Here is a 26,023-nt window from a genome sequence, read left to right on the forward strand (position 1 = left end):
GTTTACAAGCCTGCCTCAGGGCCTGGCCCACGAGCCATATGAGCCCACGCGGGCAACCCGGTTCAATGGCAGCAATTGCCGTTGCGCCGCCTGTATCGCCGGCAGGTCGACGAACTGATAGGCGTTGACCCGTGGCATGGCATACAGGTTGGTTACCTGGCGCATTACCCTTAGCACGGGCAAACGCTGATCGACCATGTCGCTGAGCAGTTGCGGCCCGGTGAGGCGGCTGAGCGTGGTGGCGTAGCGGTAGAACCCCGCCCGATCGGTTTCACGCGAGGGCTTGCTGTCATAGAAGCCGGGTTCGCCAAGGTAGCGGGCGTGCATTTCTTCAAGGATGGCCCGCAGGGTGGGGTTACCTGGGTGACTGCCGATCATGCTGTTGTTGTACAGGCAGCGCATGCCCATGCTCTCGTTGGCCATGGGCGGGAACAGCAGCAGGCCGTCATCGGTGGTGCTCAGGTCAACGTCGCCCAACGCCTCTGCGGGCTCGCCCTGCGCTGCACCTTCGAGAACGGCGGGGTGCTCGCCAGCGGCCAGCAGGCTATCGTCGATGTCCATGTACAGACCACCCTCGGCATCCAGCAACGCGTAGCGCAGGATATCCGACGCCGAAGCGTAGTTGCTGGCCACCCCGCCATTGCCATCAATCGCGGCTGCATACTGCGGGTAATTGTCGCCGGCCTTGAAGCGGGCATAGAAGGGCTGCTGCTCCAGCGACAGCACACGCACTTGGGGGGCGCGTTCGGCCAGCAGGCGCAGGTTTTCCTGGTAGGCCGTTGGCGTACTGGTGGAGAGGTAGAGGCGCAGCGTGTAGTCGCTGCCGCGACTGTGTTCGGCATTGCGCGCGAGGTTGGCCAGCAATGTGTCGTCGATTACTCGGTCGCCGACCCAGATGCTCAGTATCTGCCTGGGGATGGGGCGCAGCGTGGCGGCCGCAGGCAGGGGTAACTGCACGGGCAGCTGCAGGTCGATACCCAGCGCCCGCAGGGTGTTCGTGCGCATATCGTTGCTCACCGGGCGACTGCCAACGGTCACCGGCACCAGATCGCGCGAGCCGGGGGCCGCCTGGAAATACGTCGGGTCCACTTCATTGAGGTCGCTTGCGCGCATGAACGCGTCCGCTTCAACGTCGTAGACCACATCGTCGAAATAGCCGCCGATCGACGCGCTCAGCGTGTCGGCCGTGCCGTCGTAGCTGGGGGTTCTGAGGACTGCGCCGGCGACCAGCGGATCTGCGCCGGCCAAGGCTGCCGCAGGCACTGGTAGGTGAAAGTATTGCTCCACCTCTGCGGCCGCCGCCAGGGGCAGCTTTGGCGGGTCTAGTGGGCTCAAGGGGTAGCCAACTTGCCCGTTGATCCGGCTGGGTACGACGAAACCGTCATATTTGAGGCGAAACAGCGCGGGTGCCCGGGTTACCCCGGCGTGGATCAGCGGTGCGGCGTTGAGTAGGCCGAACACCGCGTTGCCCACACCTTCGGCCTTGGCCTGGGCATGCTTTGCATTGATGGCCTGATCCAGGCCCAGCCCAAACTGCGCGGCGCCAGCGGCGGCAAACAATGGCGCGAGCTCGGGCACCGCCAGCGCCAGCGGCGCCAGCAGGTTGATCGAGGCGTTGAGGTAACCACGCCACTTCGCCTTGGTCACTTCGCTGTCGCTGGTGACGATGAAGTCGGCATCGCGGTAGCTGCGCTGCTTGTGGCGTCTGGCCAGGGCAAGGAACAGGTCTTCGCTGAGCGCCGGGCTGTAGGTGGCGGGCTTGTAGTTGATGTAATCGCGGGGCGACCAGATGCCTTCGGCGGTGAATCCCGGGCGATTGCTGTCCAGGTGGTACGGCTGCGGATAGCAACCCAGGCCGCTCAGAGCCGTGTGCAGACCGCTGTAGCTCAGCCCGTCCTCACGGTCGGCGAGGGCGAAGTGTGCCTCTACTGCTTCGCGCTTGCGCGGGTCCTGACACTGCTCGGCCAGCCAGTCCTGCATCTGCGCCAGGTCGCTGAACTCATGCAATGGCGAGGCGTTGCCGGGGATGTACAGCAGGGTCAGCCCGCTGACGGTGTCCTGCAGGCACAGCAGGTCGGTACTGACGTAACCATAGACATTGAGCAGGCTGGCACGAATCCGCGACCTGCTGCTGGGCTTGCCGTTGGCACGCAGCACCGGGCCTGGCCGCTCCAGCCCGGCAGCTTGCCAGGCCAGCCTGCGCCCGCCATCGCTGAGGCTGCCTTCGCTGACCTGTTTGTTGCAGGCGGTGATGAAGCTGATCTTCGCCGCCTTGCGGTAGGTGTCCAGGCCTTCGGCCCAGTAACGGTCAAGGGTGGCTTTGTAGTGGTTGTGGAAATCCAGCTGCCAGATGAACGCCTGGAAGTCTTCGGCAGGCAGTTGCACGTGGGTGCGGGCACTGTAGTCGGCGTTTTCGGTCTGTCGGAACAGGCCGTTGTACACCGAGTACTCGGCGCCGTAGTGAATAAGGCCCTTGCCATGCAGGGCGCCGACGATGGTCAACGGGCCCTCGGGAAAATGGCCGCCCCAGGGCGCACCCAGCGCTGCGCCGATCAGGTTGTTGCTGGATTCACCCTGCCAGTTGGCCAGCACGGCCTGGGTCAGGGTCATCTTTTCTGTGACTACACCCACCCAGCCGCGGTCCGGGTCGAACTGGTAATGCAGGGTGACTGCGTCGGTGGCGTCCGGGTCCAGCGTCAGGCCGCGCGCGTCGGCCCAGCGGCGGATGGCGTCTGCGGCAGCCCGGTCCGGGCGCGGGAACGCCGCCAGGCTATCGCGCACGTACTGCACGCCTTTGTCATTGAGGTAGCGGGTATTCATGCTGTCTGCACCTTTGTCGGTCGAAGGCCGACAAAGGTGGTGCCAGGGCAGCCACGCAAGGGGCTAACTATGTATCGGGCTGCGGATCAGGCAATGCCCAACTATGTTGCTGCCCCATATGGGCGATGCGGTCCAGGGGGACCTGTTCGCGCAGTACCTCGCTGAACTGGCGCAGGTTCAACGTGGCGTGCAGGTCGTAGACCGGCGAGACCAGCAGGTGGCAGATTTCGCGCAGTTGCCTAAGCAACGGCAGCCGCTCGTCGATCACGTCATTGAGCGCGCCGGGGCCGGAGATCAGGTTCAGGCGCCGCGCATAAGCCTGGAACGGCAACGGCTGCAGCTTTGGGTCCGGGCGGCTGTGGTAGAAATCCGGGGCCAGGTGGTAGCGGCGCAGGATCTCTTCGGATATCGCGTCCAGCGTCGGGTTGTTCGGGTGGCTGGCGATCATGCTGCTGTTGAATTTGATATACATGCCCAGCTGGTCGTTCGATACCGGTGGCGCCAACAGCAGGCCGTCCGGGGTAACCTGGAGCGTGCAATTGGCCAAAGGCGGGCGCGCTTCGGCAGCGCTGGCGGAAAGCAGCCGGTCGTCCGCGTCCAGGTACAGCCCGCCATAATACCGGAGCAGGCGATAACGCAGGATGTCGCACGCCGATGCGAAGTTGCGCCCAACGCCATTCTTGCCATGGAGCGCGTCGAGGTACTGCGGGTAGTAAACCGAGCGGCTGAATTCCTGAAAAAAGCCCTGGTGCTCCAGTGTCAGCACCTGCGCACCCTCGGCACGCGCGCCGAGCGTGCGAAGGTTGAACTCATAGCTGGCAGGGTGCTGGCGCGACAGGAAAATCTGCAGGCGATACCCGCTGGCGCGGGCGACCTGGGCATTATGCACCAGTGTTTCGAGGAACTGGCCCTGCAGCGGTTGGTCGCCCACCCACACACTGCTGATGAGCTTTGCAAGGGGCATGGTCTGCTGCTGGGTGTACAGCGAGTAGTCGACCGGCAGGTCCAGGTCGATGCCCAGCGCATGCAGGGTGGCCACGCGCTGCTGGTCGGTGGCAACGCGCCGCTCGGTCGACAGGCTCAGTGCCGTGTCGCCTTCGTTGGCCACTCGCCAGCGGGGGGGCGCAACCCACTGGTTATCGCGCGAGCGGATGAAACTGTCACTGGAAAATTCATATTCGACCCATTCGCTGACCAGGCCATCGCGGGTCTGCAACCAGGCCATGAAGCGATGCCTGAGGTTTTCGTCGACCCGCGTCACCAATGCGCCTGTGGTGTTGGAAACGACCGCCTGTTCGCGGAAGGCCATTTCTACCGAATCCAGGGCCGGTGCCTCCGGTGCCGCGCCGATCGGTGCGCCGAGCAGTTCGCTCAGCCGTGCGGGGCTGAAAAAACCTGGTCGGGTATAGCGAAACATTGCTGCGGGCCTGCCGATGGCGTTGGCCGCCGTGGGCAGTGCATTGAACAGGCCAAAGGCCTGGTTTGCCGCGCCGTCGGCCTTTTTGCCCAGGCTCTTGCCGTTGATCGCCTGGTCCAGGCCCAGGCTGAACTGGGCCAGGCCACCGCCAATCAGTAGCGGGGTCAGTTCGGGTAGCACGATGACCAGCGGCGTCAGTATTGCGCTGGCCAGTTGCAGGTAGCTGCTCCAGCGGGCTTTGTTGATGTCGTGGTTGCTGGTGATCTGGGCGTCGGCGTCGGCGTAGGTACGGTCCTGGCGGAGCAAGGCCAGGTACTCGAACAGGTCGGTGGTGATCGGCGGGCTATAGGTCTCAGGGCGGTAGCCGATGATCTGCGTCGGGTTCCAGAAACCGCTGGTGGCAAAACCGGGGTGCCTCGCGCTGAAGCGGTGCGGCCTAGGGTACAGCCCAAGCCCGCTCAAGGCGGTGCGCAGCCCGCTGAAGTCCAGGCCGTCGGGCCAATCGGCACGGGCGAAATGAGCCAGTAGTGCCTCACGTTTATGCGCCTCCTGGCACTGTGCCGCAAACCAGTGCTGCAAGGCCGATTCGTCTGCGAACCCGTGGAAGGGTGACGCATTGCCGGGTATGTACAGCAATACTTCAGGCCCGCTCCCGGGCCTGATCTGCAGAATATCGGTGGCGCTGTAGCCGTAGACGTTGAGCATAGACAGCCGCAGGTCGCCACGCGGCAGCAGGCCGGCAGCCCGCCATGCCAGTTGGCGCTGCGTTTCGTTCAGGCTGCCCTCCAGCATCTGCTGGTTGCAGGCGGCAATGAAGGCAATGCGCAGCGCCTTCTGATAATCAGTCAGGTGATGGTCCCAGTAGGCGTCGAGGCTTTGTTTGTAACTATTCAGAAAACTCAGGCTCCAGAGGTAGGCCTGGAAGTATTCGGCACGTACCGGCAGGCGCGTGTCGGGGGCATAGCGAGGTGGCTGCGTGCGTCGATACAGACCGTTGAACACCAGGTAGGGCGATGCATTGCTGAGCTCGCTTGGTGGCTCCAGGCGCTCGACCAGGGTCAACGGCCCGCGTGGTGGCAAGCCTGCCCAGTTGCCGTAGTGGAAGCCGCTGTAGCCTGCGGCAGGTTCGCCCTGCCAGTTGCCTAGCAGGGCCTCGACCAGGTTCATCTGTTGGCTGATGACCGCATTTTCCTGAAACCGGGTACGGCCCTCTCCCAGGGGTTCGAGCTGATAGTGGAAAGTGAGCACGTCGATCTCCAGCGGCGACTGCGCGATGCCTTGCGGCTCGAGCCACTTGCGTAGCGTCTGCTCGGCCAACTGGTCGGGGCGGGGGAAGTCCTGCAGGGCCTGGCGAACCAGGCCGAGATTATCTTGCGGGATGTGGCGCATGCGGTGACCCCTTGTGAAGATGGAGGGGCCACAGGGTGCGATAACGGTTCTCCCAAAGGTGTTAGATAGTGCTACCGCCTATTGGCCGTAAGTGCTTGGGCCGATGGCCTGGCACTGCAGGACGCCGACCTCAGGGTTTGCCCCAGGAGTGGTAGTTGCCGATTGTCACCACGCTACTCAGTGCCTGGTCGCTGTTGCGCGCCTGGGAAATGGGCAAGGCCAGGTTTTCCGTGAGGGCGCGATAAGTGGTCTGCGGAATCGACTCCAGCTTGCTTAGTTGCCGCAGGAACTGCAGCCTGGGTAGATGCCGAGCAACTATATCGTTTAGCAAGCCTGGCCCGGTCATCCTGCTCATTTCCCTGGCGTAGGCTGCGTAACCGTGGGTGCCTTCCAGCGGCCTGATGTCGTAGAACGACAGATTGCTGCGGTAGCGTGCGTCCATCTCTGCAGAAATCGCGAGCAGGGTCGGGTTGTTGGCATGGCTGCCGATCATGTTGCTGTTGTAGTCACAATGCATGCCCAGCAGCTCGTTGTTCACCGGGCTGCCGAGGACCAGGCCATCAGGCGTAGTTTTCAAGGCTACCGAGCTGATCATTGCGAAGTTGTCGGGGTTGTCTTCGAAGCTGCGCAGTGTGTCGTCGACGTCCATGTAGATTCCGCCCTCCGAATGGAGTAACGGGTAGCGCAGTATGTCGGAGGCAGACGCGAAGTTTGCCCCGTTGCTATCCAGTGCCTGGCGGTACTGATGGTAGAAGTCAGTTTGCTCGAAGGCCGCGTAGAAGGGCTGCTCTTCCAGGGTTTTGATCTGAACGTTCGAAGCAGCGGTCAGCTTTGCGCGGTTTTTCATGAAGGCTTTAGGGTTGGACTTCGACAGGTAGAACTCATAGGTAAAGCCCGTACCCTCAAGGCGGTTGGCATTGCTCGCGATGTTCTCCACCAGCTCATCGGGGATGCTTTTATTGCCGACCCAGATGCTGAGAATTTTCTTCGGCAGTGGGGCTGCTTCCGAGCTGTTGACCACAGGCACACTCAGCGGCAGTTGCAGGTCAACGTCCAGGTTGCGCAGCGTGTACATGCGCATTGCATTGCTGGCGCCACGCGTGGCCGGGTTGACCTCATACAGTTCGCGCGTACCCGCGGTTACCTGGTAGTAGTTGGGCAGTACTTCGTTGGCATCCTCCTGGAGGATGAAGGCATCGTTTTCTGTGTCATACACTACTTCGACTTCGTTGCCGTCGTTGAGCGCCAGCAGCGGATTGGTACCCGTTGCGCGATTCAACGGGCCCCTGGCGATCCGCGTTGCTTCCACAGGTGGCTCGGCTGGCACGAAAAAGTCTGCCAGTATTTCTTCAGGTAGCCGGGGAGGGCTGTTGGGGCTCAGCGGGTAGCCCCACTGATCGTTCAGGCGCGTGGGCAGGACGAAGCGCGAACTTTTGCCTGGGAAGAGCATGCGGGGGCGACTTGCAGGCAGCGAGGCCAACGGCGCGGCATTAAGCAGGCCGAAGGCGATGTTGCTCACGCCGTCGGCTTTGTCTTCTAGCGTCTTGCCGTTGATCGCCTGATCGATTCCCAGGCCAAACTGCGCGACACCGCCCGCTGCCAGCAGCGGAATCAGCTCGGGAACCACCAGGGCCAGCGGTGCCAGCAGGTTGATCGACGCCACCAGGTAGCCGCGCCAGCGAGCCTTGGTCACCTGTGCATTGCTGGTGATGATGAAGTCGGCATCGGCATAGCTGCGTTCGCGTTGACGTTGTGTGAGGGCTGCGAACAGATCACCTTCGAGTAACGGGCTGTACTGCTCGGCCTTGTAGTTGATGTACTCGCGGGGGTGCCAGGGGCTGTCGACGGTGAAGCCAGAACGATTGGGCGATCGATGGTGAATACCCGGGTAGGCGCCAAGGCCGTCCAGCGCGGTATCCAGCCCACTGAAATCCAGGCCATCGGGGGTGTCGACCAGCCGGAAAAACTGGCGCAGGCGCAGGCGTTTTTCGTTGTCGCGGCACTGTTCGGCGAACCAGTCTTGCATGGCTGCCATGCCGTCGAATTCATGCAAGGGCGATGCATTGCCTGGCAGGTACAGGAGTACTTCTGGCTGTGCCTGGTCAGTGATGCAGATCAGGTCGGTGGCAGCGTAGCCGTAAACGTTCAAAGGCCTCGCCTGCAAGCCGGGCGCTTTCGCCATCAGCCCCGCAACTTGCCAGGCCATCTGGCGGCCTGCATCGCTCAATGAGCCTTCCTCAACCTGCTTGTTGCAGGCGGCCATGAAGCTGATTTGCAGCGACTGGCGGTGCGTCTGTGTAGCGTGTTGCCAGTAATCGTCGAGCATGCCGACGAAGCGGGTGTGAAAGTCCAGATCCCAGATGAACTGCTGCATGGCCTCGACGTCGACCGGCAGATGTGTGCTGCTGTCGTAGCGGGCCGGCGTAGTCCGGCGAAACAGACCGTTGAACACCGAGAACCGGGCGCTGTTGTCAAGCTCCCCCAGCTCCGGCAGGCGCTCTACGATAGCCATCGGGCCATCTGGCAAAGTGCCTGCCCAGTGGCCCGGCAGCAACTGGCCGATCAGGTTGTTGGCTGTTTCACCCTGCCAGTCTGAAAGCATCGCTTGGGTAAGTGAAAGGCGCTGAACGATGACTGCCTGATTGCCGCGGTAGTGCAGGGTGACTACGTCGATCTGGTCGGGGTCAAGGTCATGGCCCCGCTGCGCCAGCCATTGGTGGATTTCACGGCTGGCTTCGCGGTCAGGGCGGGGGATATGGCTCAGGTGGTCGCGAACGTATTGCACGCCCGCGGTGTTGATGCGGCTTGTGGACATGGTGTTTACCTTGCTCATTGACGGGAATGGCAAGGCTGAACGGCTGACGCCGACTGCGGTGGTAGATAACTACCGGTGGTTGGCGGGTGGCAGCAGCGGGGTTACCGGAGTGATGTCGCGCGGCGCCTGGGCTTCGTCGCTGAAACCAGCGGGCACCTTGCCCCGCAGTTGCCAGGCGAAGGCGATGATCTCGGCGATGGTGAGGTACAGCGCTTCGGGAATCTGTTCGCCCAACTCCAGGCGTGCCAACAGGCGCACCAGCTCGGCGTTTTCGTAGATCGGCACCTCATGCTCGCGGGCCAGGGCCAGGATGGCCTCGGCCAGCGCATCGTCACCCTTGGCGCTGAGGGTAGGGGCCTGTTGGCCGTCGTAGGTCAGGGCAATGGCCTGACGCGGTGGTTTCTGTGTCATGCGTTTTCGTCTACCCAGCGTTGCTCCACCCGTGTGCGCGGGCCTTGAGGGGGAATGCCCGGGTGGCATTCCAGGTCGCCAACGTCCAGGCCGCGTTCCAGCAGGCGCTGGCGCAAGGCACCGAGCTGGCTGTCGATCAGCCTTGCGGTTTGTTCGCGCTCTGCCCACAGGTGCCCGCTCAGGCGGCCTTGGCTGAACTGCGCCTGTACTTGCAGCGGGCCGAGGGGTGAAAGGTCGAAGGCCAGTTCGATGCGCCACAGGGCTTGCAGCGGATCCTGTGCTTCGTGTTGGCGGTCGGCCTGCTGTTGTGGGGTTTCTTCACGCTGCAGTTTGACCTGCAATGGGATGAACTCCTGGCCGTGGCGGATCGGCACTTCGGTTTGCCAGGTGGTCTGCAGATTGCCGTTTTCCAGCGTGCCGGTTTGTTGCAGGCTGCTCATGGCATGGCTTTGCAGGCGCGAGATGGCGGCCGCGGCCAGGCGCAGCAGTTGTTGCAGGTCGCCTTCGTCTTCCAGTGCCTTGAGCAGGCGCGACGGTAGCGGAAATGCTCCAGGCTGCGGCTTGGGGCTGACCCGTTCAAGCATGCCCAGGGCGCTGCGCGCCAGCGCCGGCATGGTCACGGCCAGGCTGGCGGGGGCCAGGCTGGGGGCGCCCGCCGGGAGGGCCGGGGCTTGGGCAACCAGTCGCAGCAAGTGTGCCTTGAGGTCGGTGGCAACGCTGGCAGGGAAGCCGCCCAACAGTTTCGCTTCCAGGAAGGCACCGCTGCTATTCAGAGCCTGGGCCACGCCCTTGGCGTCCCCCAGTTGCCGGGCATCCGGCAGGCCGGCCAACAAGCGTTCGGCACTGGCGCGCAGGTCGCCCTCGACGCCCGGGTCGCGGGTGAGCTGCTGCAGGGCGTTGAGCAGGCCGGGCAGCGAGGCCTGGCGGTTTTGCTGGGTCAGCAGTTGCTGGGCAATGCTCAGTTGGTCCTGCCTGCCGCTAAGCGGTACGAAGCGCAGCGACTGGTCACCCTGCACCAATGCGCTGAGCAGGCTGCCAATGGCCAGTGGGCGCGGGCTGTCGACGCTCAACGTGGCGCCGGCCTGCGCACTGTTGAGCAGGCTGACCAGCGCCCGGTAGATCGCCGGTTGGCCGGGCGTTTGGGGTAACGCCTGGTTGGTCAGTACCTTGCCTTGCAGCAGGGTGCCGACGGGCACTTTGCTGGTATCCAGGCGAGTGAGGGTGGTGATCTGGCTGGCGTTGGCCTGCTGCAGCATGATTGCCAGGCGGTTGCTTTCGGTCTGGCTGACAGTGACCTGGCTGCCTTGGGGCAGGGGCTGGCTGGCGCTGGCTTGCAGTTGGGTCTGCACGCCGTTGGCTTGCATCAACCGCAGTACCAGCTGAAATTCCTGGCCCGTCTGGCGCAGCGACACGACCTCGGCCTGCGCGGTCTCGCCGGGTGCCAGCAGGCCGGGCTGCGCCTGGATCAGGCGCAGCAGTTCGCCGGTCATGCCAGCCTTCATGGCTTGGCTGTTGATCGCGGTTTGTGCGCCGAGACTATTGATTTCAGTCATGATTGTATACAACCTGTCGAACCCGGCCTCTTGGCAGCGCGGTGGCGCGTGTAATAATGCCGACCGCCCGTGGTTGCCAGTATAACGGCAGCGCGCGGGGCGACTTGAGACACAAGGGTTCTGGAGCGGCGTCGCCTGCTTCGCGGGCTTGCCCGCTCCCACAGGTTCAGCGCAGCTTTCAGAAACTGCACGAGACCTTGTGGGAGCGGGCAAGCCCGCGAAACAGGCGACGCCGGCCCGAAGCCCTACAAAGATAAGGCGAAACCGTGACCCTTCACCTCCAAGCTGCGGGCCTGGCCTGCGAGCGCGACTGGCGCCTGCTGTTCGAGCAGCTCGATTTCGAGCTGGGCGCCGGCGACATGCTGCAGATCAGCGGCCCCAACGGCAGCGGCAAGACCAGCTTGCTGCGCCTGCTGGCCGGGTTGATGCAACCCACCGCCGGGCAGATACTGCTGGGCGGCAAGCCACTGGCCGAGCAGCGCCATGCCCTGGCCAGCATTCTGCTGTGGATCGGTCACGCCGCGGGCATCAAGGACCTGCTCACCGCCGAGGAAAACCTCACCTGGCTGTGCGCCTTGCACCAGCCAGCCAGCCGCGAGGCGATCTGGGCGGCGCTGGAGGCGGTCGGTTTGCGCGGTTTCGAGGACGTACCCTGCCATACCCTGTCGGCCGGCCAGCAGCGTCGCGTGGCCCTGGCCCGTCTGCACCTGGCCAGCCCGCCGCTGTGGATTCTCGACGAGCCGTTCACTGCCCTGGACAAGCAAGGCGTAGCGCAGCTCGAAGCGCACCTGGCGGCCCACTGCGAGCAGGGCGGCACAGTGGTGCTGACCACCCACCACACGCTGGAACGCAAGCCCTCCGGTTACCGTGAACTGAACCTGGGGCAATGGGCGGCATGAGCGTATTCATCTTGTTGTTGCGCCGCGAAGCCCGCCTGCTGTTCCGGCGCCCTGCCGAGCTGGCCAACCCGTTGGTGTTCTTCGCCATCGTCGTGGCCATGTTCCCGCTGGCAGTCGGCCCGGAAAGCCAATTGTTGCAAACCTTGTCGCCGGGCCTGGTCTGGGTTGCGGCACTGCTGGCGGTGCTGCTGTCGCTGGACGGCTTGTTCCGCAGCGATTTCGAGGATGGCTCGCTGGAACAATGGGTGCTGTCGCCGCACCCGCTGGCGCTGCTGGTGCTGGCCAAGGTGCTGGCGCACTGGATCTTTTCCGGGCTGGCACTGGTATTGTTGGCGCCGCTGCTGGCGCTGATGCTGGGGCTACCAAGCCATTGCCTGCCGGTACTGCTCGGTTCCCTGCTGCTGGGCACACCGGTATTGAGCCTGCTGGGCGCGGTGGGCGCAGCACTGACGGTCGGTCTGAAGCGCGGTGGTTTGTTACTGGCGTTGCTGATTCTGCCGTTGTATATCCCTGTATTGATCCTGGGCAGTGGTGCGTTGCAAGCGGCGTTGCAAAATATGCCCGCAACCGGCCACCTGCTCTGGCTCGCCAGCCTGACGGCCCTGGCCGTTACCCTGGCACCCTTTGCGATAGCGGCCGGCCTGAAGATCAGCGTCGGCGAATAACGAGTCCCGGGCTTTCAAGCCCGGCAAATACCCTGGATGTACCCTGATGAAAATAAGCTGGACGTGGTTCCACAAGCTGGGCTCCCCGAAATGGTTCTATGCCATCAGCGGCCGCATGTTGCCATGGCTGGCCGGCGCTGCCGTGCTCCTGCTGCTGGTCGGTATCACCTGGGGCCTGGCATTCGCCCCCCAGGACTACCAGCAAGGCAACAGCTTCCGCATCATCTACATTCATGTGCCGGCGGCAATGCTGGCGCAGTCCTGCTACGTGCTGCTGGCAGTCGCCGGGGTAGTGGGGCTGGTGTGGAAGATGAAACTGGCCGACGTCGCCCTGCAATGTGCCGCGCCCATTGGCGCCTGGATGACCGCCGTGGCGCTGGTTACCGGCGCCATCTGGGGCAAGCCGACGTGGGGCAGTTGGTGGGTGTGGGACGCCCGCCTTACGTCCATGCTCATCCTGTTGTTCCTGTACTTCGGCATCATTGCGCTGGGCCAGGCGATCAGTAATCGTGACAGTGCGTCCAAGGCCTGTGCGGTGCTGGCGATTGTCGGCGTGGTCAACATCCCGATCATCAAGTACTCGGTGGAGTGGTGGAACACCCTGCACCAGGGCGCCACCTTCACCCTCACCGAAAAGCCGGCGATGCCCGCCGAAATGTGGCTGCCGTTGCTGTGCACGGCGTTGGGTTTCTACTGTTTCTTCGGCGCCGTGCTGTTGCTACGCATGCGCCTTGAAGTGCTCAAGCGCGAGGCGCGCGCCAGTTGGGTCAGGGACGAAGTGTTGAACAGCCTGGGGCGGAGGAGCGCACAATGAGCTTTGCCACCTTCGGTGATTTTCTCGCCATGGGCCACCATGGCCTGTACGTGTGGTCGGCCTATGGCATCTGCCTGGCGGTGCTGGCGCTGAATGTCGCCGCGCCGCTGCTGGCCCGCCGTCGCTACCTGCAAGAAGAGGCGCGCCGTTTGCGCCGGGAGAACAACCAGTGAATCCGCAGCGCAAGAAACGCCTGTTGCTCATCGTCGGCCTGCTGGTCGGCGTCGGGGTTGCCGTCGGCTTTGCCTTGAGCGCATTGCAGCAGAACATCAACCTGTTCTACACACCGACCCAGATCGCCAATGGCGAAGCGCCGATGGACACCCGCATTCGTGCCGGGGGCATGGTCGAGAAGGGCTCGGTGCAGCGCTCGTCCGACTCGCTGGATGTGCGCTTTGTGGTCACCGACTTCAACAAGTCGGTGCCAATCACCTACCGCGGCATCCTGCCCGACCTGTTCCGTGAAGGGCAGGGCATCGTCGCCCTGGGCAAGGTCAACGCCGAAGGCGTGGTGGTGGCCGATGAAGTACTGGCCAAACACGACGAGAAGTACATGCCGCCTGAGGTCACCAAGGCCCTGAAGGAAAGCGGCCAGGCCGCCACCAGCACGGAGGCCAAGCCATGAACGCGGCGTTGGTGATACCCGAACTCGGCCAGCTGGCGATGATTCTGGCCATCTGCTTTGCCGCCGTGCAGGCCAGTGTGCCGCTGCTCGGCGCCTGGCGTGGCGACAGCCTCTGGATGAGCCTGGCGCGGCCGGCGGCGTGGGGGCAATTCGCATTCCTGGCATTTGCCTTCGCCTGTTTGACCCATGCCTTCATGACTGACAATTTCTCGGTCGCCTATGTGGCCAGCAACTCCAACAGCGCCTTGCCCTGGTACTACAAGTTCAGCGCCGTGTGGGGCGCCCACGAGGGTTCGCTGCTGCTGTGGGCGTTTATCCTGGGCGGCTGGACCTTTGCCGTGTCGGTGTTTTCGCGCCAGTTGCCGCAGGTGATGCTGGCCCGCGTGCTGGCGGTGATGGGCATGATCAGCGTCGGCTTCCTGAGCTTCCTGATCATCACCTCCAACCCGTTCCAGCGCCTGCTGCCGCAAGTGCCCACCGACGGTCGCGATCTCAACCCGCTGCTGCAGGACTTTGGCCTGATTGTTCACCCGCCGATGCTGTACATGGGCTACGTGGGCTTCTCGGTGGCCTTTGCCTTCGCCATTGCCGCCTTGCTCGGCGGCCGCCTGGACGCTGCCTGGGCGCGCTGGTCGCGGCCCTGGACCATCGTCGCCTGGGCCTTCCTGGGTGTCGGTATCACCCTGGGCTCGTGGTGGGCCTACTATGAGCTGGGTTGGGGTGGCTGGTGGTTCTGGGACCCGGTGGAAAACGCCTCGTTCATGCCTTGGCTGGTGGGCACGGCGTTGATCCACTCGCTGGCGGTGACCGAAAAGCGCGGGGTGTTCAAGAGCTGGACCGTCTTGTTGGCAATTGCCGCATTCTCGCTGAGCCTGCTGGGTACCTTCCTGGTGCGTTCCGGTGTGCTGACCTCGGTGCACGCATTCGCCGCCGACCCGTCGCGGGGCATTTTCATCCTGTTCTTCCTGTTGTTCGTGGTCGGTGGTTCGCTCACCCTGTTCGCCCTGCGCGCACCGGTGGTCAAGAGCCAGGTCGGCTTCGCCCTGTGGTCGCGCGAGACGCTGCTGCTGGCCAACAACCTGGTGCTGGTGGTGGCCGCGTCGATGATTCTGCTCGGCACGCTGTACCCGCTGGTGCTTGATGCCCTGACCGGGGCCAAGCTGTCGGTGGGTCCGCCGTATTTCGATGCCTTGTTCCTTCCGCTGATGGCACTGCTGATGGTGGTAATGAGCGTGGGCGTGCTGGTGCGCTGGAAGGACACCCCGGGCAAATGGCTGGTCAGCATGATGACCCCGGTGCTGATCGGCAGTGCCATCCTTGCCCCGGTTGCCGGTTTTATCGTTGACGACTTCGACTGGCCGACCCTGACCGCCTTCGCCCTGGCTGCCTGGGTGGTACTCGGCGGGCTGCGCGACATCCTCGACAAGACCCGTCACAAAGGCCTGCTCAGGGGCCTGCCTGGCCTGGGGCGCAGCTACTGGGGCATGCAGCTGGCACACCTGGGCCTGGCGGTGTGTGCGCTGGGCGTAGTGCTGTCGAGCAACAACAGCGCCGAACGCGACCTGCGCATGGCCCCGGGCGAAAGCGTGGAGCTGGGTGGGTACCACTTCCTGTTCCAGGGCGCCAAGCACTTCGAGGGGCCGAACTTCATCTCCGACAAAGGTACCGTCGTGGTCAGCCGTGATGGCCGTGAAGTGACTACCCTGCACCCGGAAAAGCGCCTGTACACCGTGCAGCAGTCGATGATGACCGAAGCTGGCATCGATGCCGGCTTTACCCGCGACCTGTACGTTGCCCTGGGCGAGCCGCTGGAAAACGGCGCCTGGGCGGTGCGTGTGCACATCAAGCCTTATGTCCGCTGGATCTGGCTGGGCGGTCTGCTGACCGGCCTGGGCGGGTTGCTGGCGGCACTCGACCGGCGCTACCGCGTCAAGGTCAAGACCCGGGTGCGTGATGCCCTGGGCGTGTCTGGAGCAGCTGCATGAAGCGTTGGATCATGGTAGTCCCCCTGGCAGTGTTCCTGCTGGTGGCGGTGTTCCTCTACAAGGGGCTGTTTCTCAAGCCCGACGAGCTGCCGTCGGCAATGATCGGCAAACCGTTCCCGGTGTTTTCCCTGGCTTCTACCCAGGGCGACCGCACACTGACCCAGGCGGACTTGCAGGGCCGCCCGGCACTGGTCAACGTGTGGGCCACCTGGTGCCCGTCATGCAAGGTCGAGCACCCGTACCTGAACCAGCTGGCGCAGCAGGGCGTGGTGATCCACGGGGTCAATTACAAAGACGACAACGCCGCCGCGCAGAAATGGCTGGCCGAGTTCCACAACCCTTACCAGCTGGACATCCGTGACGAGCAGGGCAGCCTGGGCCTGGACCTTGGGGTGTACGGCGCGCCGGAAACCTTCCTGATCGACGCCAAGGGCATCATCCGCTACAAGCACGTGGGCATTGTCGATGCCACCGTCTGGCGTGAGCAGCTGGCGCCGTTGTACCAGGGCTTGGTCGACGAGGCCAAGCCATGAGGCGCTGGCTGGCAGCTGCCGTGCTGGGCATGAGCCTTGCCGGGGTGGCCAAGGCGGCCATCGACACGTACCAGTTCCGCGATGAAGCCGAACGCGAACGCTACCAGCAGTTGACCAAGGAACTGCGTTGCCCCAAGTGCCAGAACCAGGACATTGCCGACTCCAACGCGCCAATTGCTGCCGACCTGCGCCGCGAGATCTTCCGCATGCTTGGCGAAGGCAAGAGCAACCAGCAGATCGTCGACTTCATGGTCGACCGCTATGGTGACTTTGTGCGCTACAAGCCGGCGCTCAGTGGGCGTACCTGGCTGTTGTGGTTCGGCCCGGGCATCCTGTTGGCAGGTGGTTTCGTGGTGCTGGCGGTGATCGTGCGCCGACGCCGTGGTACGGCCTTGCCGGGCAACAACGAGCTTTCCGTCGAAGAACGCGAGCGACTCGCCAAACTGCTGGAAAAAGAACAGACCCATGATTGAATTCTGGCTTAGCGCGGGCCTGCTGCTGCTCGCCGCCCTCAGCTTTTTGCTGATCCCGATCCTGCGTGGCCGTGGCCGCCAGCAGGAAGAAGACCGTACCGCCCTGAACGTGACCCTGTACCAGGAGCGCGTCGCCGAACTGGCTGCCCAGCAGGCTGCCGGTGTGCTCGATGAGGCGCAGTTGACCAAGGGCCGTGACGAGGCTGCCCGCGAGCTGCTGGCCGATACCGAAGGTGCCGAGGCTCAGCGCCAGGGCCATCTGGGCAAAGCTCTGCCGCTGCTGGCCGCAGTGCTGGTACCGCTGATGGCGCTGGGGCTGTATCTGCATTTTGGCGGCGCAGACAAAGTGGCGTTGACCCAGGAATTCGCCGAAGCACCCAAGTCGATGGAAGAAATGACCACGCGCCTGGAGCGTGTGGTACAGGCCCAGCCTGAGTCGGCCGAGGCCCTGTACTTCCTGGGCCGTGCCTATATGGCCGAGCAGCGCCCGGCCGATGCTGCGCGTACCTTCGAGCGTGCGGTCGCCTTGGCTGGCCGCCAGCCCGAGCTGCTGGGCCAGTGGGCGCAGGCCATGTACTTTGCCGCCGACAAGCAGTGGAGCCCGCGGTTGCAGGCACTGACGGATGAAGCGCTGAAGGCCGACCCCAACGAAGTGACCAGCCTGGGCCTGCGCGGTATTGCCGCCTTTGAAGGTGAGCGTTACCAGGAAGCCATCGACTACTGGAAGCGCCTGCTGGCGCAGTTGCCAGAAGGCGATGCATCGCGTGCGGCCCTGCAGGGCGGCATCGACCGCGCTGCCGAGCGCCTGGGTGGGCCGGCAGGGCATGCTGCAGAGCCCGCGCCGGTAGCTGCGCGGCTGAAAGTACGGGTGGAACTGGCGGCGGCACTGAAGGACAAGGTAAAACCGGACGATACGGTGTTCATCTTCGCTCGCGCCAGCAATGGCCCGCCCATGCCTTTGGCAGCCAAGCGGGTGACCGTGGCACAGTTGCCGATCGAGGTGGAGTTGTCCGATGCTGACGCAATGATGCCGCAGATGAAACTGTCGCAATTTGCCGAAGTCCAACTGGTTGCACGGGTTTCCCGCGCTGGCCAGCCTACCCGTGGTGAGTGGATTGGCCAGGGCGCGCCGTTGCCCAGTGCCACCCAGGCTATCCAGCACCTGACCATCGACAGCCCAGACCCGTAAGAGAGCAAAGCCATGCACAGCACCGTCCGCCTGACCCTGATCACCCTGGCCCTGGGTTTGTCTGCGTGTACGGTGCATCAGCCGTATGAACAGCCCGCGCCACCGATCGAGCGCCTGCCGCCGCAGGGGCCGGTGGTCAAGCCGTTGCCGGGTGGGCAACCGTCCACCCAGCCGAGCAAACCGGCGGCGATTCCCAAGCCGATGCCGCGCACCTCGGCCAGCTTTGCGCCCCCACCTGGCGGGGCGAGCCACTGGGACCCCAAGCTGGGTGTGTATGTACTGGAGAAGCAGCCCAATACCTTCTACCGGCAGCGTACGTACTATCGGTTTGATAACGGCTGGAGCTGGTCGCTGAGCCCGAATGGGCCTTGGCAGGATACTGACAGCAGTGGTGTGCCGGGTGGGTTAGGGCGAGCGTTCGCCCAGTAGTGGGCTTTTCCGGGTCCGTCTTGAGTTATTTGGGTGTTCGAGATCGAGCGCCGCCCGCGCGGCGCTCGATCTCCCATGCACCGCATCTCTAACGCCGGACTCCCCGGCCGGTACGCAATCTCATCTCCCACTCCACCAATACAGTACAATTGTGCGCGCAATTACCGATTGACTGTACTGCACGGTCATTCCGCATAATGCCCCTTCAACATTAGGAGGTGGCATGCGCAAGACAGTCCTGGTATTGGTAGAAACCGTCGACGATTACCTGCCGATGCTGGAGCAGGCCGGTTACCGCCTTATCCGTGCCCCCTCACCGCAACTGCGCGCCGAGGCCATCCAGCGCCACGCCAGCGAAATCGATGCCGTGCTCACGCGCGGCCCGCTGGGCCTGACGGCTACCGAAATCGACGCCTTGCCCAATCTGCAGATCATCTGTGTGATCGGTGCCGGCTACGAGCAAGTCGACCTGGTTGCCGCCGCCGAGCGCGGCATCACCGTTACCAACGGCGCGGGTGCCAATGCCAGCGCGGTCGCCGACCACACCCTGGCGCTGTTGCTGGCGCTGCTGCGCGACATTCCCCGTGCTGACGCCAGCACCCGCCGCGGCGAGTGGAACCGGGTAATCAGCCCGTCGGTGAGTGGCAAGCGCCTGGGCATTCTTGGCCTGGGGGCGGTGGGGCAGGCCATTGCCAAGCGCGCCAACCTGGGCTTCGACATGCCCGTCAGCTATCACAGCCGCACGCCGCGCGAAGATGTGCCTTACACCTGGTACGACAGCCCGCTGCACCTGGCCGCTGCCGTCGACATCCTGGTCGTAGCCACCCCCGGTGGCGCCAATACCCAGCATCTGGTCGATGCCCAGGTACTAGATGCGCTGGGCGGCAAGGGCTATCTGGTGAATATCGCCCGGGCCAGCGTGGTCGACACGCAGGCTCTTATCACCGCATTGCAGCAGGGCCAACTGGCTGGCGCCGCGCTGGACGTATTCGACGACGAACCGGCAGTACCCGAAGCCCTCAAGGCCTTGGCCAACACCGTGCTCACGCCCCACGTGGCCGGCCAGTCGCCGGAAGCCGCGCGCGATACCGTGACCCTGGTGCTGCGCAACCTGCAGGCCTTCTTTGCCGGCGAACCAGTATTGACCCCGGTACGCCCGTAACCCCTATCCCGACATCTGCCTGGCAATGCCCGGGCAACAAGGAGCGTGTGCATGCAACTCGAAATCTTCCAGGTCGATGCCTTTTCCGCTGAACCGTTCGGTGGTAACCCGGCGGCGGTAATCCCGCTTGAGGCCTGGCTGCCGGACGATGTGCTGCAGCGCATTGCCGAAGAAAACAACTTGTCGGAAACGGCTTATTTCGTGCGCAACGGCGAAACCTTCGACCTGCGCTGGTTCACCCCAGCTGTGGAAGTTGACCTGTGCGGCCACGCCACCCTGGCGTCGGCTTATGTGCTGTTCGAGCAGCTGGGTGAGCAGGCGCAGGTACTGCGCTTCAACACCCGCAGTGGCGAACTGCGCGTCAGCCGTGGCGCTGACGGGCTGCTGGCCATGGATTTTCCGGCCAAGCAACCGGCCGTCGTGGAAACCCCGGTGGGCCTGCTGCAAGCGCTGGGCCTGACCCAGGCACAGGCGGTGTACCACAGCGATGACTATGTAGTAGTGATTGATGACGCCCTGTTGCTCGACACGCTGAAGCCCGACTTTGTGGCGCTGTCGGCCTTCGACGTGCGTGGCATTGCCGTGACGGCGGCAGGGCGTGGCTTTGATTTCGTCACCCGCTGGTTTGGCCCGCGGGTTGGCGTGAACGAAGACCCGGTCACAGGTTCGGCACACACCTCGCTGGCGCCAGTGTGGGCTGAGCGCCTGGGCAAGCATGTTCTCAGTTGCGAGCAGGGCGGGGCACGCAAAGGCCAGCTGCTGTGCGAAGTACCGGGCAATGGCCGGGTGATCATTAGCGGGCGAGCGGCGTTGTACCTGCGCGGTACTGTGTACATCTGAAGCTTCACGCGATCCTTTGTAGGAGCGGCCTTGTGTCGCGAGCGGCCGCCACGCGGCCCCTCGATTTTCGCGTGGATGCATCACTCAAGGGGCTGCTTTGCAGCCCGATCGCGACACAAGGCCGCTCCTACACCGACCGCGTTGCAGCTGGCATCTATAATTGCTGGCCCATCTTCCGCTCGAGGAGCCAGCCATGGCCCTGGAAAAACACGGCACCTGCCTGTGCGGCGCCACCACGCTCAAGGTCACCGTCGACAACACCCATATCAGCGCCTGCCACTGCAGCATGTGCCGCAAGTGGACCGGCGGCCCGTTGCTGGTGGTGCATTGCAGCCAGCCACCGGTGATCGAAGGGCGTGCCCCCAGTGTCTACGATTCGTCCGACTGGGCCCAGCGAGGGTTTTGCGGCCAATGCGGCACGCACCTGTATTACCGGCTGAAGGCCAACGACTTCCATGCGGTGCCGGTCGGCCTGCTGGATGGGGATCAGGAATGGGATTTCGATCTGCAGATTTTTGTCGAGCAGAAGCCCGCCTGGTACTGCTTTGCCAACCAGACCAAAGAGCTGACCGGCCAAGAGGTGTTTGAGCAGAACAGCTAATAGTGTGCCGTCGGTCCTGCTTGCCAAACCGGTGCATTCCTGAGAAAAGGGCGGCTTTGTTATTCAGCGTTGGAGTGTGCCCGTGAGCCAAGAACTGCAGATCATCGACCTGGTCGAGGGTGAAGGCAAAGCCGCCGTCAAAGGCGCCCTGATCACCACCCAGTACACCGGCTGGCTGGCCGACGGCAGCGAGTTCGATTCATCCTGGTCACGCGGCAAGCCGTTCCAGTGCGTGATCGGCACCGGTCGAGTGATCAAGGGTTGGGACCAGGGCCTGATGGGGATGCGCGTTGGCGGCAAGCGCAAACTGCTGGTGCCAGCGCACCTGGGCTATGGCGAGCGCAGTGTGGGGGCGATACCGCCTGGCTCGGACCTGACCTTTGAGATCGAATTGCTGGAAGTGCTGACGCGGGATGATTGAGTGGCTGCATTGCAACCTCAGGTTCTTGCACCTTACACAATTGCGCAACACCCATCCCCTAACCTAGGCCTTGCCCAGGGAACGGCATCCACCTCCAGGGAGGAACCAAACGGGTTCAGGGCACTCTGACCCTCACTCGTTGCCACGGATGGCATTCACTACAAGGGCGCCCTGCAGCTGACAGGGCGATGTGGCGGGTCAACCCGATTTCTCTGCCACACGAGCCTGCCTTGATGAAGTTGCCAACATTCTTCCGCCGTCGTCGCCATCTGCTGCTGAGCCTGGTACTCACGGCCGTCGCCGTACCGTTGGCGCTGGAGGCTGTCGAAAGCCGGGCTGAGCCGGTGGATGGCACCCAGACCCTGGTGTTCCTGCGCCATGCCGAGAAGCCGGGTGAGGGGCTTGGCCAGTTGAACTGCCAGGGCCTCAATCGCGCACTGGACCTGGCAACCTTGCTGCCGGAGCGCTTCGGCAATGCCGACTACGTGTTTGCCGCCAACCCTTCGCGGCATGTCGAGGAAGGCAGCAAGGACGAAAGCTACAGCTACATTCGCCCGCTGATGACCATCACCCCCAGCGCCATCCGCCTCGGCTTGCCGGTGAATATCGACTACGGCGCCAACGACACCGACGAACTGGCCGATGAGTTGCTGAGCGACAAATACCGCAATGCGACCGTCTATACCGCCTGGTCCCACGGCTACCTGCCTGAACTGATAAACACGGTCGCCGGCAAGGCCTTGGGTGAAGAGCGGGTGATCACCCAGGACTGGAGCGGCGATGACTTCGACACCCTCTATGTACTGACCCTGACCTGGCACGACGGCAAGGCCAGCCTGCTCAGCCGCAACGTGCGCCAGGGCCTGAATGACGGTGCGCATAGCTGCCCGACCTGATCCGCTGGTACTGTTTGGCCAGGAAGCCGGAACAGGGAAGCGCGATGAAGCAGCGGGTAACGGTAATCGGTGGCGGGGTGGTTGGCCTGGCAACGGCCTACGCGCTCGTGCGTGAAGGGCGGTCGGTGGATTTGATCGAGGCCCGCGACAGCCTGGCGTCGGCCACCAGCTTCGCCAATGGCGGGCAATTGTCCTATCGCTATGTGGCACCGCTGGCTGATGCCGGGGTGCCGTGGCAGGCGCTGGGTTGGCTGTTGCAGGGCGAGTCGCCGCTGCGCCTGCGCTTGCGTCTGGACCCGGCGCAGTGGCGCTGGCTGCTGGCATTCACCTTGGCATGCCGGCGCAGTGTCAACCGCCGAAATGCCGGGCAACTGCTGGAGCTGGCGCTGCAAAGCCAGGCTGTGCTGGCGCAATGGCGCGAGCATCATGACCTGGGGGATTTCAACTGGCGGCGCAATGGCAAGCTGGTGGCTTTTCGCAGCGAGCGGGCCTTTGCCGATGGCCGGGCACAGTTGACCGACCCGGCCAGCCAGCGGGTGCTGGCGGCCGCCGAGTTGCGCGCGCTGGACCCTGCCCTGGAGGGCGCACCGTTTGTGGGTGGCGTGTTCACAGCGGATGAAGAGGTTGGCGATTGCCACTTGTTCTGCCTGCGCCTGGAGGCACTGTTGCGCGCTTCGGGGCAATGCCGTTTCCTGCTTGGCCGGCCAGTGACGCAGCTGGTACGGCGCCAGGACCAGGTCGTAGCGCTGCAACTGGGCAACGAGCAACTGGACGTGGAACAGTTGGTGCTGTGTGCCGGGCATCGTGGCCCAGGCTTGGCATTACCGGGGGTGCAGATCCCGGTCTACCCGCTGAAGGGCTACAGCCTGACGGCACCGATCAGCGCCGGGCATCGGGCACCGGAGGTGAGCCTTACCGACTATGAGCGCAAGATCGTCTATGCCCGCCTGGGGCAGCAGCTGCGGGTAGCGGCGATGGTGGACATTGTCGGGTTCGACGAATCGGTGGAAAAGCGCAGGTTGCAGAGCATGCGACGGCTGGCGCTGGAGACATTACCGATGGCAGCGGATTATGGCCAGGCGGTGGAGTGGGCGGGAATGCGACCGGCGACACCGACCGGGGTGCCGATCATAGGGGGGACGGTGTATCGCAACCTGTGGCTGAACCTGGGGCATGGGGCCTTGGGGTTTACACTGGCCTGTGGCAGTGCAGAGCGGCTGGCTAGAGAAATCGGTTGACCATACCGGCCTCTTCGCGGGTAAACCCGCTCCCACAGGTTCACCACAAGCCTGAATGCTGTGGGATACCTGTGGGAGCGGGTTTACCCGCGAAGAGGCCAGTACAGGCAAACCTAGAATCAGCGGCCCAGGCGCATCGGCCAACCCACCACTTTCTTCACCCGCGGCATGGCATAGGTGCGCACCTTGGAGGTGCTCAAGCCCATGCGCACCAGCGATTCGGCAATGGTCACCGCTGCGCTCACACCGTCCACCACGGGCACGCCGGTGCGCTGGCGGATCTGCTCGTCCAGCCCGGCCATGCCACCGCAACCCAGGCAGATCACCTCGGCCTTGTCGTCATGCACGGCGCGTTCGGCCTGCTCGACAATCGCCTGCACGGCGCGCTGCGGGTCGGCTTCCAGCTCCAGCACCGCCAGCCCGCTGGCCCGCACCGATGCGCAGCGGTCATAAAGGCCAGACAGCTTCAGACGGTCTTCGATCAGTGGCACGGTGCGGTCCAGGGTGGTTACCACGGAATAAGCATGGCCCAGGTACATCGCGGTGCTGGCGGCCGCATCGGTAATGTCCACCACCGGCACGTTCAGCAGTTCTTGCAGGCCTTCGCGGCCGTGTTCGCCGTAACCGGCCTGGATCACTGCGTCGTAGGGGCCCTCGTAGGCCAGCACCCGGTCCATCACGGCGATGGCGGCCAGGTAGCTTTCGAAGTTGCCTTCCACCGACTCGGCACCGAACCAAGGGGTAAGGCCGACGATTTCGGTACCGGGCGCTGCTACGGCTCGGGCTTGCTGGGTAATGGCTTCGGTGATGGCTTCGGTGGTGTTGACGTTGGCGATCAGAATACGCATGGGCAGTCCTCCCTGATTAATGGCTGCTGTGGTCGACGGCGATGCATTCGCCGCTGACATCGTGGTAGTGGCGATTGCGTGGCGCGATCAGCAGGTACAGGACGGCAGCGATGCCGGCACCGATCAGCCAGGAGAACGGCGCCACGCTGTGGAAACTGGGTACCAGGGCCAGGACGATGGCCAGCAGCGCGGCCGGCACGAAGGCCGCCACGGCGCGCAGGTTGATGCCCTTGCTGTAGTGGTAGGCGCCGGTCGGGTGCTCGGTGTACAGCTCCGGCACGTTGATGCAGCCTTTGCGCAGCAGCCAGTAGTCGGACATGATCACCCCGTACAGCGGGCCGAGCAGGGCGCCCAGGCCGGACAGGAAGTACACGATCACCAGCGGGCTGTTGTACAGGTTCCACGGCAGGATCAGCACCGCCAGGGTGGCGCTGATCAGCCCCGCGCGGCGGAAGTTCAGGTGACGTGGCGCCAGGTTGCTGAGCACAAAGGCGGGGGCGACGAAGTTGGCCATGATGTTCACCGCCACGGTGACGATCAGGAACGCCATGCAGCCCAGTACCAGGAACAGTGTGCTGGGGATGGCGGCGACGATCTGGGTCGGGCTGTCGATGATCTGGCCGTTGATCTTGAACTGCGCGCCGCACAGCACCACGGTGATCACGGCAAACACCAGGATGTTCACCGGCAGGCTCCAGAAGTTGCCAACGCGGATGGTCTTGCGGCACGGCGAGGAACGGGCGAAATCACAGAAGTTCAGCACCAGGGTGCCGTAAATGGCCAGCCACAAGGCGCCGCCGGCGAAGATGTTGCGCCACATCTCAACGCCGGTCAGTGGCTCGCTTACCGACCAGGCGAGACGCGCGTCGGCCTTGAAGTACATGAACACCGCCAGGGCGGCCACGGTCAGCAGGATCACCGGGCCGGCAAAGGCCTCATAGCGGCGCACCATCTCCATGCCGTAGGCCAGGATCACCAGCTGCACCAGCCAGATCGACACGAAGCACGCCCAGCCCAGGCTCGACAGGCCAAGGATGCTGTCGTGGTCATAGGCGGCCATTTGCGGCCACACGGCGGTGAGCAGCACGCGCAGCACCACTGAGGCCAGGTAGGTCTGGATGCCGAACCAGGCAATGGCGATGACTGCTCGGATCAGTGCCGGTATCTGTGCGCCGTGGATGCCGAAGGCAATGCGGCTGATGACCGGGAACGGCACCCCGGTTTTCTGCCCCATGTAGCCGGACAGGTTCATGAAGAAGTACACCAGCGCCGCGCCAATGGCCAGCGACAGCAAAATCTGCCAACCACCCAGGCCAAGGGCGAACAAGCCCATGGCGAACGAGTAGTTGGCAATATTGTGCACATCGTTTGTCCACAACGCGAAGATGCTGTAGCCACCCCAGCGCCGCCCTTCGGTGCGTGTCGGGGCTAGATCGCGGTTGTGCAGGCGCGGGCTCAGGGCCAATTCCGGCGCATTGCCGACGAGGTTGGAAGCGGGGTGGGTGCTGGCGACGGATAGTTCAGGGGCAAGGTCGAGGCTGCTACTCATTCCGGCGGGCTCCTGATGCACTTTGACTGCGATGAGCGGGCATGCGCACGGGCTCGCCATCTCGTCGGTGCAGCTTGGCATCACAGGGTTCTGGGCGCGGCGGCCGGCTTTGGACCGGCGTCGCGGGTTCTTGTGTATTTATGTTTTGTTCAAGTTGTATACAAAACACGAACACACAAAAGCGAGTTCCATGCCAAGGGAAAGCAAGTTTCAACAGATGGACATTTCGAACTTATCTTGTTGAAAGATAAGTTAATGAAATAAGTGAGGTATAAGTTGACCAATTGAACAGGTTTAAATTGTCCATCGACTATTTAGTTGATCGAATGGTCAAAATTAGTTGCAGGGAGTGTGTAACGCAATGGGGTGTTTCTGGAGAAAGTGCACACAAAAATGGCACTTATGGTGACATTTATGTGTACAAAAAATAGTCAGCTTTTCTGCGCTGGCC

General features: G+C 63.5%; 23 protein-coding genes. 16 read left to right on the top strand and 7 right to left on the bottom strand.

Annotated elements, in window-relative coordinates; genetic code table 11:
• Window positions 1-15: 15 nt before the first annotated feature.
• From ABI582_RS19080 to fliK, 5 genes are all read right to left on the bottom strand, one after another.
• Window positions 16-2,820 carry a dermonecrotic toxin domain-containing protein gene (locus ABI582_RS19080; protein ID WP_442119935.1) on the bottom strand — a complete coding sequence of 935 codons (2,805 nt, stop codon included), beginning with the start codon at window positions 2,818-2,820 and terminating at the stop codon, window positions 16-18.
• Between the two features lie 67 nt (window positions 2,821-2,887).
• Window positions 2,888-5,626: a dermonecrotic toxin domain-containing protein gene (locus tag ABI582_RS19085; RefSeq protein ID WP_442119936.1), complete on the bottom strand. Its 2,739-nt coding sequence runs from the start codon at window positions 5,624-5,626 to the stop codon at window positions 2,888-2,890.
• Between the two features lie 130 nt (window positions 5,627-5,756).
• Window positions 5,757-8,441 (bottom strand): dermonecrotic toxin domain-containing protein, encoded by a 2,685-nt coding sequence (locus ABI582_RS19090; protein ID WP_442119937.1) that lies wholly within the window; start codon window positions 8,439-8,441, stop codon window positions 5,757-5,759.
• Window positions 8,442-8,510: 69 nt separating this feature from the next.
• Window positions 8,511-8,852 (bottom strand): EscU/YscU/HrcU family type III secretion system export apparatus switch protein, encoded by a 342-nt coding sequence (locus tag ABI582_RS19095; RefSeq protein ID WP_043197166.1) that lies wholly within the window; start codon window positions 8,850-8,852, stop codon window positions 8,511-8,513.
• Window positions 8,849-10,405: a flagellar hook-length control protein FliK gene (gene fliK, locus ABI582_RS19100; protein WP_442119938.1), complete on the bottom strand. Its 1,557-nt coding sequence runs from the start codon at window positions 10,403-10,405 to the stop codon at window positions 8,849-8,851. The genes ABI582_RS19095 and fliK overlap by 4 nt, the downstream gene beginning before the upstream one ends.
• 266 nt (window positions 10,406-10,671) lie before the next feature.
• Between fliK and ccmA the strand changes: the two genes are divergently transcribed.
• From ccmA to ABI582_RS19180, 16 genes are all read left to right on the top strand, one after another.
• On the top strand, window positions 10,672-11,304 hold the full coding sequence (gene ccmA, locus ABI582_RS19105; RefSeq protein ID WP_043197171.1) for a cytochrome c biogenesis heme-transporting ATPase CcmA: 633 nt from the start codon (window positions 10,672-10,674) through the stop codon (window positions 11,302-11,304).
• Window positions 11,301-11,969, top strand: a complete 669-nt coding sequence (gene ccmB, locus ABI582_RS19110; protein ID WP_012051653.1) for a heme exporter protein CcmB — start codon at window positions 11,301-11,303, stop codon at window positions 11,967-11,969. Before ccmA ends, ccmB begins: the two co-directional genes overlap by 4 nt.
• A gap of 46 nt (window positions 11,970-12,015) precedes the next feature.
• Window positions 12,016-12,783, top strand: coding sequence for a heme ABC transporter permease (locus ABI582_RS19115; RefSeq protein ID WP_016498579.1), 768 nt, complete (start codon window positions 12,016-12,018; stop codon window positions 12,781-12,783).
• Entirely contained in the window at window positions 12,780-12,956 is a 177-nt protein-coding gene (gene ccmD / locus ABI582_RS19120) for a heme exporter protein CcmD (protein WP_012273475.1), read from the top strand. Before ABI582_RS19115 ends, ccmD begins: the two co-directional genes overlap by 4 nt.
• A complete protein-coding gene (gene ccmE, locus ABI582_RS19125) occupies window positions 12,953-13,408 on the top strand; it encodes a cytochrome c maturation protein CcmE (protein WP_338744757.1) in 456 nt (151 codons plus the stop codon). Before ccmD ends, ccmE begins: the two co-directional genes overlap by 4 nt.
• 11 nt (window positions 13,409-13,419) lie before the next feature.
• The gene (locus ABI582_RS19130) at window positions 13,420-15,393 is read left to right on the top strand and encodes a heme lyase CcmF/NrfE family subunit (RefSeq protein WP_442119950.1); all 1,974 of its coding nucleotides are present in this window, start codon (window positions 13,420-13,422) and stop codon (window positions 15,391-15,393) included.
• The gene (locus tag ABI582_RS19135; RefSeq protein WP_012273472.1) at window positions 15,390-15,926 is read left to right on the top strand and encodes a DsbE family thiol:disulfide interchange protein; all 537 of its coding nucleotides are present in this window, start codon (window positions 15,390-15,392) and stop codon (window positions 15,924-15,926) included. The genes ABI582_RS19130 and ABI582_RS19135 overlap by 4 nt, the downstream gene beginning before the upstream one ends.
• The gene (locus tag ABI582_RS19140) at window positions 15,923-16,399 is read left to right on the top strand and encodes a cytochrome c-type biogenesis protein (protein ID WP_442119939.1); all 477 of its coding nucleotides are present in this window, start codon (window positions 15,923-15,925) and stop codon (window positions 16,397-16,399) included. The genes ABI582_RS19135 and ABI582_RS19140 overlap by 4 nt, the downstream gene beginning before the upstream one ends.
• On the top strand, window positions 16,392-17,588 hold the full coding sequence (ccmI, locus tag ABI582_RS19145) for a c-type cytochrome biogenesis protein CcmI (protein WP_442119940.1): 1,197 nt from the start codon (window positions 16,392-16,394) through the stop codon (window positions 17,586-17,588). The genes ABI582_RS19140 and ccmI overlap by 8 nt, the downstream gene beginning before the upstream one ends.
• A gap of 12 nt (window positions 17,589-17,600) precedes the next feature.
• Window positions 17,601-18,017: a hypothetical protein gene (locus tag ABI582_RS19150; protein ID WP_019473478.1), complete on the top strand. Its 417-nt coding sequence runs from the start codon at window positions 17,601-17,603 to the stop codon at window positions 18,015-18,017.
• Between the two features lie 223 nt (window positions 18,018-18,240).
• Window positions 18,241-19,179 (top strand): 2-hydroxyacid dehydrogenase, encoded by a 939-nt coding sequence (locus ABI582_RS19155; protein ID WP_442119941.1) that lies wholly within the window; start codon window positions 18,241-18,243, stop codon window positions 19,177-19,179.
• Between the two features lie 51 nt (window positions 19,180-19,230).
• Window positions 19,231-20,019, top strand: coding sequence for a PhzF family phenazine biosynthesis protein (locus ABI582_RS19160; RefSeq protein WP_442119942.1), 789 nt, complete (start codon window positions 19,231-19,233; stop codon window positions 20,017-20,019).
• A gap of 193 nt (window positions 20,020-20,212) precedes the next feature.
• Window positions 20,213-20,620 carry a GFA family protein gene (locus ABI582_RS19165; RefSeq protein ID WP_442119943.1) on the top strand — a complete coding sequence of 136 codons (408 nt, stop codon included), beginning with the start codon at window positions 20,213-20,215 and terminating at the stop codon, window positions 20,618-20,620.
• A gap of 82 nt (window positions 20,621-20,702) precedes the next feature.
• Complete coding sequence (locus ABI582_RS19170) at window positions 20,703-21,041, top strand: FKBP-type peptidyl-prolyl cis-trans isomerase (protein ID WP_016498588.1); 339 nt, start codon at window positions 20,703-20,705, stop codon at window positions 21,039-21,041.
• Window positions 21,042-21,274: 233 nt separating this feature from the next.
• Window positions 21,275-21,937: a histidine phosphatase family protein gene (locus ABI582_RS19175; RefSeq protein ID WP_258653484.1), complete on the top strand. Its 663-nt coding sequence runs from the start codon at window positions 21,275-21,277 to the stop codon at window positions 21,935-21,937.
• Window positions 21,938-21,981: 44 nt separating this feature from the next.
• Window positions 21,982-23,175 (top strand): D-amino acid dehydrogenase, encoded by a 1,194-nt coding sequence (locus ABI582_RS19180; RefSeq protein ID WP_442119944.1) that lies wholly within the window; start codon window positions 21,982-21,984, stop codon window positions 23,173-23,175.
• A 119-nt stretch (window positions 23,176-23,294) separates the two neighbouring features.
• On the opposite strand, the gene ABI582_RS19185 is transcribed toward ABI582_RS19180, so the two are convergent.
• The gene (locus ABI582_RS19185) at window positions 23,295-24,023 is read right to left on the bottom strand and encodes an aspartate/glutamate racemase family protein (protein WP_442119945.1); all 729 of its coding nucleotides are present in this window, start codon (window positions 24,021-24,023) and stop codon (window positions 23,295-23,297) included.
• Window positions 24,024-24,039: 16 nt separating this feature from the next.
• Complete coding sequence (locus tag ABI582_RS19190; protein WP_442119946.1) at window positions 24,040-25,572, bottom strand: NCS1 family nucleobase:cation symporter-1; 1,533 nt, start codon at window positions 25,570-25,572, stop codon at window positions 24,040-24,042.
• Window positions 25,573-26,023: the final 451 nt, after the last annotated feature.

Source organism: Pseudomonas sp. SAS7 (genome assembly GCF_052112345.1).
Lineage (GTDB): Bacteria > Pseudomonadota > Gammaproteobacteria > Pseudomonadales > Pseudomonadaceae > Aquipseudomonas > Aquipseudomonas putida_Q.